This window comes from Massilia sp. CF038 (assembly GCF_900129765.1).
In the GTDB taxonomy this organism is placed as follows: Bacteria; Pseudomonadota; Gammaproteobacteria; order Burkholderiales; family Burkholderiaceae_D; genus Telluria_A.
On the sequence record NZ_FQWU01000002.1, the window covers coordinates 794,733 to 809,370 of the forward strand.

A 14,638-nucleotide genomic window follows, 5' to 3' on the forward strand; every position below is an offset into this window, starting at 1 on the left:
CAGGCGACGGTGGCCATACCACTTGCGCGGGGAACAGAAGGACATCGAAGATGTCTTCGAGAAACTCGTCGGGCAGAACGCGAAAATTATTTGTCAAACGCCCGCAGCTTATTCGATGGCGCTGCCGTCTTTGTGCAGAAATAACCACACGCCGTCGACTTGCACGGCCTTCATATCGTCGTCCGGGTAGACCGCTTCGTCGCCTGCACTGCGGTCACCGATCTCCAGATACGTGACGTCTGCATCGCTGTCGTTGAGCAAGCGGTGCGCATTGCCAGTGCCGGCTTGAAAGCCCGCGCACATGCCAGGCGCCATCTGGTGCTTGCCGTCATCGGTATGCAGGATGGGGTTGCCTGAGACGATGTAGATGAATTCATCTTGCAGGGTATGCGCATGCCGCAGTGCTGAACTCGCACCTGGTGCCAGCGTCGTCAGGTTGACGCCAAAGTTGGTCATTCCAAATACCTGGCTCAGGCGGCGTTTGCTGCGGCCCGCCATGCGCGCAGCATACTGCGCGGGATACAAGGACGGCTTGGTATCGGCTGCCACTTCGGCAGCGACAAGAGCAACAGGCTTTTCCATGCCCAGTCAGCGCCCCGACAACGCGAGAATCACGGCCGCCATATCCAGCTTGCCGTGTCCCTGGTCCTGCGCCCGTGCAAATAGATCCAGACACTGGTCGAGCAAGGGCGACGCGATGCCGCCTGCACGGGCGGCGTCATGAATGAGGCGGGTGTTCATCAGCACATCCGTCACCGCCGCCTGCACCGAATAATCCTTTTCCACCAGCTTGGCCAGCTTGATCGACGACACCTTGCTTGCCATTGGCCCAGCGTCAACAATTGCGCGAAATACCGCTAGATCCACCCCGTTTTGTTCGGCGAAATGCGTCGCTTCGGCCAGACCGGCCACCATGGTAATGAGGAACAGATTGACGGACAGTTTCATGCGCAGCGCCTGGGGCACCGCACCGCAAACAAAGGTTTGCGCACACACCGGCTGCAGCAAGGGCTGGACCAGCGCCACGGCCTCGGCATTTCCCGCCAGCATGCCGACCAGCGTGCCCTGCTCCGCCGGGACGCGCGAGCCGGAAACCGGTGCCTCCACGTAGGACCCGCCAGCAGCCACAATGTCCTGCTCCAGCGCGAGGGAATAGTCCGGCGCCGTCGTGCCCATGTGGACAATCGTGTGGCCCTGCACCAATTGGGAGAATGCTGGTGTCCCACGCGCCAGGACATGGTCAATGGCCGCGGCGTTGGCCAGCATCAGAATGACCACCTTGGCCAGTTGGAACACTTGGTCTGGTGCAGCTGCTACGGCAAGCTGGGCACCGGCGGCGGCAAGCGCGTGCGCCTTGTCAACGTTGCGGTTCCAGATGATCAGGTCGACGCCAGCGCGCGCCAGGTTAAGCGCCATGGGCGCGCCCATGTTCCCCAGTCCAATGAAACCGACTTTCATGCAATACCCTCAGAGAAGCGGTGACGCAAGCTGTCACCAGGCTTCATCCTAGCCGGAAATGCACGACCTGTGCCGATACAGGCATCCTGGCAAATCCATGTACAGTCATGGCCAATTGACCAATACAGCTGGCCCGGAACGGCCCGGTCGCGTGACCGGACCGCCCCTGCGTCAATCAGGCGCCGCAGCCATACGTGCGGATCCTGTCATACGCGGCTTTCGCCTGTACCAGGCCATAGCCATACTTGGTATCGCGTCCGGCCGTGCCCAGGTCCAGCGCGCTCTTGCCCAGCGTGGTACGGATTTGCGCTCCTGTGCAGCTTGGGAAGTAGCTCCACACCAGCGCAGCGACGGCGGCCACGTGCGGCGTCGCCATCGAGGTCCCGTTGAAGTAGGCGTACTTGGTCCCTTTCACCGCCAAGGGCACCGTGGAATACACACTCACGCCCGGACCGGCAATTTCCACTTTGCTGTTGTACTGGGAGAAGGACGCCCACTGCTTGTATTCGTTGACGGCGCCCACCATCATCACGCTGCTGTAGCCAGCGGGATAAGAAATCGACGAATTGCCGGCATTGCCCGCCGCTGCGACACTCAAAATGCCGCGCGAGGCCAGGTTGGCAAATGCGTTCGATTCGGTGGTGTTCGAGCCGCTGCCGCCCAGTGACATCGAAATCACGTTGGCCCCTGCAGTGGCGCACTGATTGGCCGCCGACGCCAGCGTCGACGAATAGGCCCAGCCCCCTGCTCCGAACACTTTGACGAAATGCAGCTTCAGGCGCTTGTTGCTGTTCACCCCCACCACGCCCAGTCCACTGTTGTTGACGGCCGCGATGGTGCCGGCCACGTGGGTGCCGTGCGAGTTCTGGTCCTGATACCAGTTGCCGGTGCCGGAATCATACTGGCCGCTCATATTGGCGCTGTTGCCAACCAAGTCTTCGTGAGCGCGGTCCACGCCGGAATCGATGATGCACACTTTGCGGTTGCCGGCGTTGGTGTCAGGCAGCAGATCCGCCTGCACCAGCTTGATGCCGTATGGCACCGACTGGCCGGTCAGGTAAGGATTGCCGGTCGACGGCGTGGTCAAGGCAACCGGGTAGCGCTTGTGGTCTTCTTCGACGTACTCGACGTTCGGATTGTTCTTCAAACCTTCGAGTGCGCTGAGCGGCACTTCAATCGCCATGGCGGTGGTGCCAAAAATTTCATGTTTGACCGTGCCCTTGGCAAACGTGACGGCAGACTTCATGCTGTTGGCGGTCACGCGGCCTTCCTTGAATTTGACAATCACCCGCGTGGTGCCCTCCGCTGCCAGGGCGTTGCCGATGAAGCCGCCCACTGCCACCACTACCACCAAAAGCTTGACCGCCTGAGCGATCGAGGTACTTTGCATCATGTCTTCCTCCGTCGATAGATAGTTTTCAAGTCGCCGCGGGGCTCTGTCGGCCCGCATGCATCGCCTTGCAAATCGGGTAAATCGGCAAGCGCAAACGAGTGTATTTGAAAATTTTTCGGAATCGAATAAGTCACAAAATTAGACAAAATCTGTGGCGTATAACCAAATTCAAAAAAAAAAGATCTGTATAGACGATGTCGTGCTTTTGGGCGATGGTGATAGCAACGCGCGCCCGGCTGTCCAGCCGCCCACGGCTGCGCAACTTGCAAGCAGAGATGCTTTGTCGTAAGCTTGCGTCGTCGAGAATGGTGGACCGGTTTTGGTGAGCCCCGGTCAGCTCCCGCGCCAGCGGAAGCCACAATCCAGCCCAAGAGGGCCGCGGACCACGACGGAAGGCGGACGCGCGTCGTCTCCCCGTCGAAGGTCAGGCTGCGTCACTCTGCTCGTCTTTTCAATCTGGGAAACTTCGTTCGTCCTTTGCCTGGCCTCGGCGCTATTTAAAAGGACGCATCATGCAAGACACAACCACACCCCTGTACACGCCCGTCGTGATCCTCGGCGGCAGCCTGGTCGGCCTGTCGGCCGCACTGTTTCTGAGCTGGCGCGGCATCAAACCCATCGTCATCGAGAAGCACCGCGGCAGCGCGCAGCACCCGCGTGCCGTTGGCTTTACCGAACGCACGCTCGAGCACTACCGTGCCACCGGCATTGCCGATCAAATACCCCAGGTTGCGGCGGGAATGCGCTTACGCCGCGTTCGGGCCGACAGTCTGAGCGGCACCTGGCACGAAGAATCGAGCTGGACGCCGGGCCAGGCCGAGGCCGAGCCCGGCATGCCCTCCCCGGTTACCGGCGCCGCCATCGCGCAGGACAAACTGGAACCCATTCTGCGTCAGGCTGCCCTGGCACAAGGCGCTGACCTTCGCCAGGGCGTGGAAATGCTCAGCGTCGAGCACGACCAGCACGGCGTGCTGCTCACCGTGCGCGAACGCGATCGTGAGCACAGCTATTGCATCCGCGCCGATTATCTGATCGCTGCCGATGGCGCGGACAGCCCCGTGCGTGAAACGCTGGGAATCGCGCGCACAGGGGTCGGCCATCTGCGTACGCTAAGGAGCGTGCTGTTTCGCTGTCCCGAGGCTGACCCGTTCCTCGAAAAAGGCATCCAACAGTTCAGCATCGAGCAGCCGAACTTTCGCGGATTCCTGACCTCATACGGTGACGGCCGGTGGGTGCTGATGTTTGACGACCAGGCGTACACCGAGGCCGACCTTGCCGGCAGGGTGCGGCAGGCCCTGGGCGCCGATTTCGCATTCGATATCCTGACCACGGGCCGTTGGGAGCTGGCTGGGCGAATTGCCCAACACTACAGCGAGGGTCGCGTCTTCCTCGCTGGCGATGCAGCACATCAATTGCCGCCGACGCGTGGTGGCTTTGGCGCAAACACGGGCATCGACGATGTATGGAATCTCGCGTTCAAGCTGGCGTGGGTCATCAAAGGATATGCGTCGCCACGCTTGCTCGACACGTACAACGCAGAACGCCAGCCAATTGGCTGGCTCCGCCATCAGCAAACGTTTGCACGACCTGACTACGCACAATGGGCTGGCGATGCTTTAAAGGGGGAAGCACTGTACAGCAATGCGGCAATGGAACTGGGGCAGTTGTATCGCTCATCGGCCATCATCGGTGCTGATGCCACACTGCCGCCGGCCGCGCATCCCGATGACTGGGCCGGGCAGCCGGGTACCCGTGCGCCGCACTTCTGGGTTCAACAAAACGCACAGAACATATCGACGGTTGACCTGTTCAAGCACGAACTGGTGCTGCTGACTGAAGACAGCAGATGGCTAGCACCGGCTTGCGCGGCTGCGGCCGCAGCAGGCCTGCCATTCACGCCGCAGCACGTCGGTGTTGATGTCGTGTTCGATTCAGCAAAGGCGTTCGCGCATGCATTCGGGGTCCCTGCGGGCGGTGCCACCTTGGTGCGGCCCGATGGCATCGTGGCCTGGCGATGCGGCCACTTTGCGCCAGACGCCATTGCGTCGCTGACGGCGGCAATGCAGGCAATCATGGGGAACCCAGGGTAAATCGGCCCACGGCCGGGCAAGCGCGCGCGGACTACTGACGCGGCGCTTGCTCGGCCAGGATTTTGCCCATCTCTTTACGGCCGTGCATTTTGAGGCCAAACAGGCGCGGCGGATAAGCACGCAAGACGCTGAAGCCCTGCCGCTCCCAAAAGCGAAACGCGCGCTTGTTCTCGTCCAGCACGCACACGAGGATTTGACCTGCGCCAGCCCGTCTGGCAAGGTCCTCGAAATAAGCGAGCAAGGCGGCGCCTGTGCCGCCAGAACGCAGCGCCGGCGTTACCAGCATCAGGCCCAGATACCACGTACCGCGAACGGGATAATCCACCAGATAGTCAATGAGCGCCACCAGCGCGCCGTCGTCCGCGCGTACGCCTGCCAGTTGCTTCTGCGCGGGCGTGCAATCTTGCGGCCGATCCGCAAACTCATCGATGGCAGCGCTCGGCAATGGCAGGCGCCCTTCGCATAGTTGCCAGTAGTCTGAGCAACGGTCGTAGAGTTGCTGAATCGAGGGGGCGTCGTCCAGGGACAAAGATGTTACCGCCAAATGCTGTGGCAAGTTGGTTTCCGTGTTCATCTGCGGTCGCACCGTCGCTTTCATTTACTTGAACCTGTCCGCAATCTCAAGCAAATAGTTCTGCGCCGCCGACTGGGCGCGCGGATCACCGAACCCTGCGCCAGCATGACGCTCGCGCAACTCCAGATACAGCTTGAGCGCTTCATTGAATGCCCGCAAGCAGTCGCGCACCTCATAGCTGCATACCGTTGCGGCCAGCCTTGCCGCCAGTGCCGGGGGCAGAGCCGTTTCTATCCTGCGCACGCCGTACGGTGGCGCCTGGTACAAGGCCAGCGCGAGCGGTCCCAGAACGGACATCCGAAGGAAGGCCAGGAAATCAACCGCTTCCAGCAATTCCCCGCGCGCGATTTTGCCAGCGCCATAGTGCATCCAGGTCCAGAAGCGTGCCTCGATCCAGTCCAGATCCGGGGCGTCGCCGGCAGCAGGCACAGGGGGAATGGCAGGCGCAGTCTGGCCCGCCCACAGCAAGGCATAACCGGGCGCGATGGTGCTGGCGAATTTGAGATCGACGTGCAGCAAAGGCTGGTCGAACAGGCAGATCAGCAAATCAGGCTGGCCCACGTGTTCGCCAGTGAAGGCCGCCAGCAAGTCGCCACAGCCCGCTGCAATCTGCCGCATCTCTTGCCTGAGCTGCGGCAGGTCCTGGTCTGCCACAACAATCAGAAGATCGAGGTCGCTGTACGCATCCATCGTGTCTCGCGCGAATGAACCGCCCGCATAGATGGCACGAACCCGGGCGTCAGCCTGGAACACCGGCAGGCAGCGGGCAAGAAACTGGCGATGCGCATCGGGCAGCGATGCGGGCGTGGCGCACGGCACCGTCCCACCTGGCGCGGCTGGCGCGATCCGTGTCTGCGTGTCGACGTCGACCATCGCGCGCAAGCCGGCCAGCAATGGATGGCGCGCCGTTTGCTTCACGCCGTAAGCAAGATTGAACGCGTAATCAAAGTCCGGACGATTGTGCCCCTGATTGTGCTGAATGATGGTTTCAAGCTTGTCGAGGCCTTTGACGAACACCGCCTCTGGCGATGCGCCGGCCTCATACTCTTCCCATACAGACAGGATGCGCGTACGGATCGCGGGTGGCAGCGATGCGGTCAGGGTGGCAAGGTCACGCCGCTCGCGGGCCGATTTTTCTTCCGGGTCGTGATTTTCGGTGGCGGGCACATCGCCGCCCAGTGTTTCCCCAAGATCGTGCACCAGGCATAGCGCAAGGACCTTCAGCTGGTCCAGCTCCCCCATCTCGTCTTGCAACACGCTGGCAAACAGCGCCAGCCGCCAGCTGTGCTCCGCTGTGCTCTCCTGCCGTCCATTGGACGTGCGGCCCGAGCGCAGCGTGTGCTTCAAGCCTTCAGCGGCCTTGATGAATGAAAGTATGTTCGCCAGATCCTTCGAATCCATCGCTGATGCCAGTAATTAGAGATCGGCAATCTTAGCATTTGTCGTATTTTTGCCGCTCCCTATCCCCTCGAAAACCTTATGCAATGTGAATATTTATGGCGTAAACACAGCAAGCGCGTAAAATTGTCTAATAAATAACGGCTCGACGCGGCCCACAAGAGGAGATCATCATGCCCAGCGCCATTGCCTTGCCGGGAATATCCGGCGCCCTGATCAACTCGCCCGAGCGGCAACTGTTCGCTTCACGAGACCTGTCGCAAACCCGCAGTCTGGTCGGCGACATCATGAAGCCGCACGACTTGCATGTGCATGGCAGCGCCCAGCAGGTCAATGCGCGCATGCACCACATGGCCTTTGGCGGCGTGTCGCTCAACCGCCTCAAGTATGGCGCCGAAGTCAACATCGAGCCCGGTCCGCTTGACGATTTTTACCTGATCCAGATGCCGCTCAGCGGCCACGCAATGATCACCAGCGGCGACCAGAGCATTGGCTCCGACACGGACGTGGCATCCGTACTCAGCCCGACCGACTCGACCGTGATGCGCTGGAGCGAAGACTGCGATCAATTGATGGTACGGATAGACAGGATGCTGGTCGACCGCGCCGTCGGCGCCTTGCGAGGCCGGATGGAACCGGAGACCGTGCGCTTCCAGCTGGGCTTTCGCTGGCGCGAATGCGCGCCCTGGCGCTGCCTGATTCAGTACCTGAGCGACTGTTCCAACGATCCCTTCGATGCCAGCCAGTACCGTTTGATGGTGGCACAGATCGAACAGCTGGTGGTCTCGACCTTGGTCAGCGCCCAGCCGCATGACCTGCCCGTGCGCAAAATCGCGCGCTGCCCTGCGGTATTGCCGCGCCACGTCAAACGCGTGCAGGAATACCTGCGTGCCAATGCGGGGGAGCCGGTCACCGCCGAACAGATGGCACTGCTGGCTGGCGTGAGCTTGCGCAGTCTGTACGCCGGGTTCAAGGAGTACTGTGGCGTCAGTCCGATGCAGTATCTGCGCAGCTTGCGCCTGGACGCGGCGCGCACCGCCCTGCTCAACGAGCCTGACAGCAATATCGCCAGCGTGGCAATGCGCTGGGGCTTCGGCCATCTGGGCCGCTTCAGCGCTGAATACAAGCAGCGCTTCGGCGAAACCCCCAGCCAAAGCGTGGGCCGGCTCGGCTAACACCCTGGGCGCCGCCGCGCGCGCTCATTTCCCCCTCATTTTTCGCGTTTGGCCAGTTTCTGCAGAAATTGGCCATGCCGCGCATTTTCCGGATAGTTGTCGATAAAACAATAATGCACAATGACTTATGCGTTTCCTCTTCGTGAGGTTTTGCAAACAGCAAATTCCTAAAACATCCTTTTTGAGACAAACAATCATGAAAACCACTCTGCTTAAAGTCGTCGCTCCAGTCCTGTGCATCGGCGCATCCCTCCTGTCCACTTCTGCCATCGCCGACGTATTCCCACTGAAAAGCGACGACATGGGCCTCGATCACCGCTACAAGACGAGCGACCACAAGACTGGCGCCAACCAGGGCATGGGCAAGGACATCGGCGCCGTCCGGCCCATCGGCAACAATAAATGGAGCGACCTGATCGAAGGCGCGACCGACCGCACCGTCAATTCCAACCACCTGATCTACGGCAAAAAAGTGTATGCCATGGCAGCCGGTACCGTGGTCAGCTGCTGGCGCAACGCCCCCAACAATGCCAAGGCAGGCACTATCGACCCGGACGCCGAAAGCCATCTGATTGGCGTGGGCGGTAACAACGTGGTGATCAAGACGGCCAACGGCGTGTATGTGAAGCATTCGCACATGATCCCGGGTTCGATCGCTGAAGCGATCTGCCCGAACAACAAAATCCGCTTCGACAAGCCAAGCGGCAATACGATGCCGGCTGAAGCGGCCGTGATCAACGGGGCAAAAATCGCCAAGGGTCAGTACCTGGGCCTGGCTGGCAACAGCGGCAATTCCAGTGGACCGCACTTGCATGTGCACATGTTCAAGGATGACGCCGCGTTCCCGATGAACTTCGAGCACGGCCAGACAACGCCCTTCACGGATGGCACGGCGCCCCTGTCAGGTCCATGGACGCTGCTGAATGGAAGCACCCTGCCAAGCGGACCGATCCTCATCTGGGCACCGCGGTCGCTGGGCCATTGGTATGTGAATGTGGCCGCCGCCAACATGCAGGGCTGGTTCAATCACATGAAAGACAATGGTCAGATGCCTGAAACCATGGCATGCACGAATGGTGGCGCCATCTACAACACCGAATGGGTGCCGGCGAAAGGTGCATGGTTGTCGCGCTTTGGCATGACGGCCAACGAATTGGCCAGCTTCACCAATACCTATGCCGGGCTGGGCTACTCGCAGTACAAGTCGTGGTATTGCGACTCGGTGCGCACTGCAATCTGGCGCAAGTAATCGCGATACGGTGCTGGCATTGCGCCAGCACCGACGCGACAAGGCGAGTGCCATCGCGGCACTCGCCTTTTTTTCCTTAGTTGAAGCTCAAGGCGCCGCTGTTGGCATTGCTGACCTTCTTGCCTTTCAGGTCAATCGTAAAGCGGTCGCTCGGCTTGGCCGAACCCAGGCCCTTAAAGATCGCAAACACTTGCTTGAACTGTGACTGGAATGCGACTTGCACCGCGTTCTGGTCGGACGGTTTGTCGCCAATCCGCACCAGCGCTGTTGGCGCCGCCGGGAACGCTGCCATCAAGACTTTGTACTGGCTGACGCGTTCCGGGCCCATGTCGCGCAAGGCCAGCTCGCCCGCATACACCGTGCGGTGGAAGTCGCCATAGAAATCATAGGGTGTGATCTTGGCAAAGTCATCGAGCTTCAGAGCGGCTGCCGCGGCCAGTTTGTCGGCTTTCGCGGTGGCGTCAGCCCAGTCGGCAGTCAATTGCGCAGCGGACACTGGCGTACCCGCGACCACCCCTGCCGCCGTGCAGGCCGCAGTGATCGGCAACACGCCAGGGTTATCCTTCAATTGCGCCAGCGTGACACTGCTTTGCAGCTGCGACAGTATCAGCATCTGCTTGCCGTTGAGCGTGGTGGCCGCTTCTTTCATTTCGCATGGCCAGTATTCATCCATGAAACGCAGACGCGACAGCTCGCCGAAGTATTGGCGCGTGTAGTCGCCGTAGGAACGGGTATCAAGAATGGTCCGGTCCCAGCGCTTGGCCACGTCTGCCGGCAGCGTGCTGCCCTTCAGATAATCATTTTCGACCTGGTAGTAGGGGAACAGTTCATTGAAGCGATTCACCGAACTCAAGGCCACGGTTTGCACATCGACCGTATCCAGGTCTTTGTAGGTGACGATCTTGTAGGCAGCGCCATACACAGCAAGCGAGGGCGACTGCACGTTGACGAGGTAGTTACCGTTGGCATCGGCGTAGTCGTTGGTGCCATTAAAGTGCATGTGCCCGCCCACGTGCATGCGCAAGCCAGTGGCTGCAACACCGGCTGATGTTGCCGCGTCCGGTACCCGCGCGGTCTGGAACGCGCCCGACTTGAACACGCCCTTCATCGCGTCGGTCTGGTTGGCATAAAAGTCCATGGTCGGATAGTGGGAGAAGGCCATCAACTGCTTGCCCTCGGCCTTGGCACGCGCCGTCACGGCCTTGATCCACTCGACCAGGAACATCTTGTGCGTCAGCACCTTGTTCCAGCCCGCATTGCCAGCGCCGTCGTAGCCACTGAACTTCTTTGGATTGGCCGGATCGAACTTGGCATTCGGGATGAAGACATTGGCATCAATGGAAAGCAGCCACAAGCCCTTTACTGGCTCCACCAGGTAGCTGCTGTCCACCATGCTGGTGCAGCGGGTAAATGGCTTGCCCAGCTTTGCCTCGCCTGCCGCTTTAAACGCACCGCCCGAGCCTTCGAGGCAGATTTCGAACTCGCGCTTGCTCACGGCCGATTGGGTCACTGCTTCATCGTAGCTGTATTTGTTGGCGGTGTATTTGCTGAAAGGGGTTTCCCAAAGAATGTCGGCCTTGTTGGGGTTAAAGCCAAACTCGCCCAGCTTGGTCATCAGCTTGTCGTAGCCCTGCTCCATCAACTGGTCGGTGCAAACCACGGTCGGGTCCTTGGCCACACAGGCAGCGTTGGAGGTCGCATACACTTTCTGCTCTTTGCCGTCCTTGGTCAAAAAATCGTTCTTGCCCGCTTCCATGTCGTCGAAGGGCTCGTTTGGATCATGGTTGCCCGGCGCCAGAAAGAAGCGCATGCCCTTGGCCTGGTATTCCTTGAGCACCTCGGCAATGCCGTCCACGTTCATGGGCTGGGCGTCGTCCGAGTAGTCGCCCGGAAAGGCGATGTGGCGGATGCCTTTGGCGTACGCGTCGTCCAGCGCTGCGCGGAAGGCGAAGTAGTTTTCGTTAAACAGCCGGGTCGAGGTCAGCTGCGCGTACATGGTGCGAATGGTCGCGTACTTGCCATCCTTGGTCGGAATGCCAGGAAACTGGGCATTCTTGAAATCGCCGTAAACGTTGTGAAAGTGAACGTCCGACATGAAGGCCACGCTGGTATTGGCGGCCACCACGGGCGGGCTGACTGGCTGTTGCGGCAAGGGTGCATTTTGCGCCGGCGGCGGGGAATCATCGCTGCCGCAGGCAGACAGCAAGGCCAGCACAACAGCGCCAGCAAACGGCATCAGGCGAACGCGAAACAATCGGGACATGCAGTACTCCGGTCATTGAAAGTGCCGTGATGGTAGCGATTCCAGATTACCGCTTGATTACACAATACCGTCCCGCGCGCGATTGCCATGCCGTGGAATGCCTCGCAAGGAGGCGATTCCACGCATGCAGCTGCCATTGCCTCAATGGCTTCCCGCCTGCCCAATTGCTGCGGGATGCAGCTTCCCTTCAGCAAGCAGCTCGCGCGTGCGTTTCAAGGTCGACAGCAAGGCAGTCTTGTACCCTTTTTCGCTGTCCATCCAGGCTTGCTCAGCCTGCTCTTCCGCACCGCCGGCGACCATGCCGCGCAGCCCGGTATAACAATAGAACTTGAGCTGTAGCGCCCCTGCTTCATCCTCGAACAGTTCGTTGACAATGACGCCTTCGCGCGGTCCGCTGACCTGAAAGAAGGACACCTTCGCCTCCGCTTCAAAGCCGATGATTTCCCGCAGGTCGTTCCCGGAAATCGTCGCCTCGCGCACGATGTGCGTGGCGCTCTCTTCCACCACATCACACCGGGTGCAAAGACCGGGCGGCAGGAACAAGCGTGCGTCGCGCGCCTTGCGCACCAGCCCCTCCCACACTTGCGCACGGGTCAACACGATTTCGCCCTCGGGGTTGACTGGTACTGTTGCAGTCGAATAGATCATCTTGTTCTCCTTAGTTGTGCGCAGGGGCCGCAATCTGGGCCACAAAGTCGCGGTAGGTGCGCAATGGACGGCCCAGCTTGGTAGTCAGGCGCGCCACATCGCCTTGCGCCGGCACCATGCCATCGCTGAGGAAACGTTCACCCATCATGCGCATGTCGTAAGCCATCCAGCCGGGCATGAAGTTGCGCATGTTTTGTTCGAATGCTGCGGTGTCATCGCCCGCATAGGCAATGGTCCGTCCCAACACCGCGGACCAGATGGCGGCGGCATCTGCGCCGGTCAGCGTATCGGGGCCCACCAGATTGATGCGCTCGAGCGGCATCGGCCGCGTTGCATGGTTGCGGTGCAGCAGTTCGATTGCTGCGATCTCGGCAATGTCGCGCACATCGATCATGGCCAGGCCCTTGCTGCCGACTGGCATTGGATACACGCCATAGCCTTGCACGACATCCTTGATCGTCAGCTCGTTGTCCATGAAGTAGGCAGGACGCAAGATGGTGGCGCTGAAACCCATTTGCTCGATCATGCGCTCGACGCCGTACTTGCCGGCAAAGTGAGGCACGTTGACGTAGCGGTCACTGTGCATGACCGACAGATACACCAGCCGTTCAATACCCGCTTCTTTCGCGATGTTGAGGGCAATGAGCGCCTGCGTGAACTCGTCGGCGGCAACGGCGTTCAGAAGGAACAGCGTTTTAACGCCCTGGAACGCACTGCGCAGGGAATCGGGATCGAGCAGATCGCCCTGCACAACGCTGACGCCGGCCGGGAAATCGGCCTTGGCGGGATCACGCACCAGCGCGCGCACATCGGCGCCGCGCGTGACGAGTTGCTGGATGACTTGGCGGCCGACTTGGCCAGTAGCGCCGGTAACGAGGATGGTCATGTAATTCTCCTTTGTGGTTGAGGTGTAGTGCCAATATAGGACTTCCACAGGTGGACCGAAAGACGGTATATTTAGACATACTGTCTCACTGGTGGAACACATGGACTTGCTCGCCTTAGTTGACTTCAACCTCGTTGCCCGCCACGGCGGCTTTGGCCGCGCCGCGCGCGCCTCGGGCCGCCCCAAGGCCACGCTATCGCGCCGGGTCGCTGAACTGGAAAGCAGCCTGGGCCTGCGCCTGTTCGAGCGCGGCGCGCGCATGCTCAAACTGACGCAGGAAGGACAGGCCCTGCACGCACGCACCGGCGCCCTGCTCAGCGAAATTGATGAAGCCACGTCTGCCATTGCCCTGGGCGGGGAGCAAGTGCGCGGCAGACTGAAAATCAGTGCGCCGGCACTGTTTTCGCAGGCGGCCATGGGCAAGCTGGCTGCGGGATTCGTGCGCAAGTATCCCGACATCCGACTGGAAGTCACGTCCGAAGACCGGGCCGTCGACATGGTGGAGGAAGGCTATGACTTGGCCATTCGGGTGAATCCGCATCCCGATGAAAGTCTGATCGGGCGCGTTTTTTTGCGCGACCGGCTGGTGGTGGTGGCCAGTCCGGACTTGATCCGGCCAAAGGTGGGCGTGTCCGCACCCGCCGTGGTGTATGGCGCCGGCGCAGCGACGACGGTGTGGAAGGTCAAGGGTAAAAGGGATAGCGTCAGCATTGCTGTGGAACCCGTGTTGCGCCTGTCCTCGCTGTTCATGGTGCGCGACGCGGTGCGGCTAGGGGTGGGCGCTGGCCGTCTTCCCCTGTCGCTGATCAGCCATGACCTGGCCAGCGGCAAATTGGTCGCGTGGGGCGAACTCGATGGGCCCGACACCGAGTTATGGGCGCTGTATCCCTCGCGGCGTTTGTTAAGCGCCCGCGTCTCGGCATTCCTGCAGTATTTGAAGGAAGCCTTTCCCAAGGGGATGCCGGAGGAACTAGCGCAATACATCGCAAACGATTGAGTACGCGCGCCGGCGTTTGTGAAAATTTGTAATTCTGATGACCTTGGCTGATCATTCCTATAAGATTGTCGTTCTTATAATCGGAAGGAGCAGGCATGAACTCGACGTCCCACAAATTTGCTGTTGCCGCAGCGGCCATGATCATGATGACCAGCGCCTACGCGCGCCAGGACGATGCCGTTGGCGAAGTCGAAATGACCGACAAAGTCATCAGCATCAGTGGCAGCGGACACCAGCGCACGGTCGCCTGCGATGGCCGCAAACTTGAATTGGCCGGGACCGACAACGTGATCACTGCCACGGGTGTGTGCAGCGCGGTCGAAATCCTGGGCGTGAAAAACACCGTCAGTGTGGAAGTTAAACCGAAAGGCAAGCTGGAAGTTACCGGCGCGGATCACACCGTCACCTGGAAATCGGAAGGCAAGATCACACAAAGCGTCGCCGGCGTCGGGCACAAAATCACGCGGGTAAAATAAGTCGATTGCGGCAAACTGCACTGTCGCTTTT

General features: G+C 60.3%; 13 protein-coding genes. 5 read left to right on the top strand and 8 right to left on the bottom strand.

Annotated elements, in window-relative coordinates; all coding sequences use genetic code 11:
• Window positions 1–108: 108 nt before the first annotated feature.
• The 3 genes from BUC24_RS14000 to BUC24_RS14010 form a co-directional block, all read right to left on the bottom strand.
• Window positions 109–582 (bottom strand): cupin domain-containing protein, encoded by a 474-nt coding sequence (locus BUC24_RS14000; protein WP_073217161.1) that lies wholly within the window; start codon window positions 580–582, stop codon window positions 109–111.
• Window positions 583–588: 6 nt separating this feature from the next.
• Window positions 589–1,458 carry an NAD(P)-dependent oxidoreductase gene (locus BUC24_RS14005; RefSeq protein ID WP_073217163.1) on the bottom strand — a complete coding sequence of 290 codons (870 nt, stop codon included), beginning with the start codon at window positions 1,456–1,458 and terminating at the stop codon, window positions 589–591.
• Window positions 1,459–1,633: 175 nt separating this feature from the next.
• Window positions 1,634–2,851, bottom strand: a complete 1,218-nt coding sequence (locus tag BUC24_RS14010) for a S8 family peptidase (protein ID WP_083598921.1) — start codon at window positions 2,849–2,851, stop codon at window positions 1,634–1,636.
• A 512-nt stretch (window positions 2,852–3,363) separates the two neighbouring features.
• Between BUC24_RS14010 and BUC24_RS14015 the strand changes: the two genes are divergently transcribed.
• A complete protein-coding gene (locus BUC24_RS14015; protein ID WP_073217166.1) occupies window positions 3,364–4,941 on the top strand; it encodes an FAD-dependent monooxygenase in 1,578 nt (525 codons plus the stop codon).
• 31 nt (window positions 4,942–4,972) lie between these two features.
• Here the strand turns inward: BUC24_RS14015 and BUC24_RS14020 are convergent, their stop codons facing one another.
• A complete protein-coding gene (locus tag BUC24_RS14020) occupies window positions 4,973–5,539 on the bottom strand; it encodes a GNAT family N-acetyltransferase (RefSeq protein ID WP_073217169.1) in 567 nt (188 codons plus the stop codon).
• Window positions 5,540–6,916, bottom strand: coding sequence for an HD domain-containing protein (locus tag BUC24_RS27525; RefSeq protein ID WP_073217172.1), 1,377 nt, complete (start codon window positions 6,914–6,916; stop codon window positions 5,540–5,542). It abuts the gene before it with no gap.
• A gap of 170 nt (window positions 6,917–7,086) precedes the next feature.
• Here BUC24_RS27525 and BUC24_RS14030 point away from each other — a divergent pair, with 170 nt between their 5' ends.
• On the top strand, window positions 7,087–8,088 hold the full coding sequence (locus tag BUC24_RS14030; protein ID WP_073217175.1) for an AraC family transcriptional regulator: 1,002 nt from the start codon (window positions 7,087–7,089) through the stop codon (window positions 8,086–8,088).
• 196 nt (window positions 8,089–8,284) lie between these two features.
• Window positions 8,285–9,337, top strand: a complete 1,053-nt coding sequence (locus BUC24_RS14035) for a M23 family metallopeptidase (protein ID WP_073217179.1) — start codon at window positions 8,285–8,287, stop codon at window positions 9,335–9,337.
• Between the two features lie 76 nt (window positions 9,338–9,413).
• On the opposite strand, the gene BUC24_RS14040 is transcribed toward BUC24_RS14035, so the two are convergent.
• The 3 genes from BUC24_RS14040 to BUC24_RS14050 all read right to left on the bottom strand — a co-directional run bounded on the left by BUC24_RS14040 (window position 9,414) and on the right by BUC24_RS14050 (window position 13,134).
• Entirely contained in the window at window positions 9,414–11,600 is a 2,187-nt protein-coding gene (locus tag BUC24_RS14040; protein ID WP_073217182.1) for a metallophosphoesterase family protein, read from the bottom strand.
• Between the two features lie 141 nt (window positions 11,601–11,741).
• Window positions 11,742–12,248: an AtaL-like protein gene (locus BUC24_RS14045; RefSeq protein ID WP_073217185.1), complete on the bottom strand. Its 507-nt coding sequence runs from the start codon at window positions 12,246–12,248 to the stop codon at window positions 11,742–11,744.
• Window positions 12,249–12,258: 10 nt separating this feature from the next.
• A complete protein-coding gene (locus BUC24_RS14050) occupies window positions 12,259–13,134 on the bottom strand; it encodes an SDR family oxidoreductase (RefSeq protein ID WP_073217188.1) in 876 nt (291 codons plus the stop codon).
• Between the two features lie 100 nt (window positions 13,135–13,234).
• Between BUC24_RS14050 and BUC24_RS14055 the strand changes: the two genes are divergently transcribed.
• Both BUC24_RS14055 and BUC24_RS14060 read left to right on the top strand, forming a co-directional pair.
• Window positions 13,235–14,131 (top strand): LysR family transcriptional regulator, encoded by an 897-nt coding sequence (locus BUC24_RS14055; RefSeq protein WP_073217191.1) that lies wholly within the window; start codon window positions 13,235–13,237, stop codon window positions 14,129–14,131.
• Window positions 14,132–14,226: 95 nt separating this feature from the next.
• Window positions 14,227–14,607, top strand: coding sequence for a DUF3060 domain-containing protein (locus BUC24_RS14060; protein WP_073217194.1), 381 nt, complete (start codon window positions 14,227–14,229; stop codon window positions 14,605–14,607).
• The last annotated feature ends 31 nt before the right edge of the window (window positions 14,608–14,638 follow it).

Bases quoted from the DNA above. Each gene is read 5' to 3' on its own strand.
- BUC24_RS14045 (WP_073217185.1), bottom strand. From the start codon at position 12,248: ATGATCTATTCGACTGCAACAGTACCAGTCAACCCCGAGGGCGAAATC.
- BUC24_RS14015 (WP_073217166.1), top strand. From the start codon at position 3,364: ATGCAAGACACAACCACACCCCTGTACACGCCCGTCGTGATCCTCGGC.
- BUC24_RS14030 (WP_073217175.1), top strand. From the start codon at position 7,087: ATGCCCAGCGCCATTGCCTTGCCGGGAATATCCGGCGCCCTGATCAAC.
- BUC24_RS27525 (WP_073217172.1), bottom strand. From the start codon at position 6,916: ATGGATTCGAAGGATCTGGCGAACATACTTTCATTCATCAAGGCCGCT.
- BUC24_RS14050 (WP_073217188.1), bottom strand. From the start codon at position 13,134: ATGACCATCCTCGTTACCGGCGCTACTGGCCAAGTCGGCCGCCAAGTC.
- BUC24_RS14060 (WP_073217194.1), top strand. From the start codon at position 14,227: ATGAACTCGACGTCCCACAAATTTGCTGTTGCCGCAGCGGCCATGATC.
- BUC24_RS14010 (WP_083598921.1), bottom strand. From the start codon at position 2,851: ATGATGCAAAGTACCTCGATCGCTCAGGCGGTCAAGCTTTTGGTGGTA.
- BUC24_RS14055 (WP_073217191.1), top strand. From the start codon at position 13,235: ATGGACTTGCTCGCCTTAGTTGACTTCAACCTCGTTGCCCGCCACGGC.
- BUC24_RS14020 (WP_073217169.1), bottom strand. From the start codon at position 5,539: ATGAAAGCGACGGTGCGACCGCAGATGAACACGGAAACCAACTTGCCA.
- BUC24_RS14035 (WP_073217179.1), top strand. From the start codon at position 8,285: ATGAAAACCACTCTGCTTAAAGTCGTCGCTCCAGTCCTGTGCATCGGC.
- BUC24_RS14000 (WP_073217161.1), bottom strand. From the start codon at position 582: ATGGAAAAGCCTGTTGCTCTTGTCGCTGCCGAAGTGGCAGCCGATACC.
- BUC24_RS14005 (WP_073217163.1), bottom strand. From the start codon at position 1,458: ATGAAAGTCGGTTTCATTGGACTGGGGAACATGGGCGCGCCCATGGCG.
- BUC24_RS14040 (WP_073217182.1), bottom strand. From the start codon at position 11,600: ATGTCCCGATTGTTTCGCGTTCGCCTGATGCCGTTTGCTGGCGCTGTT.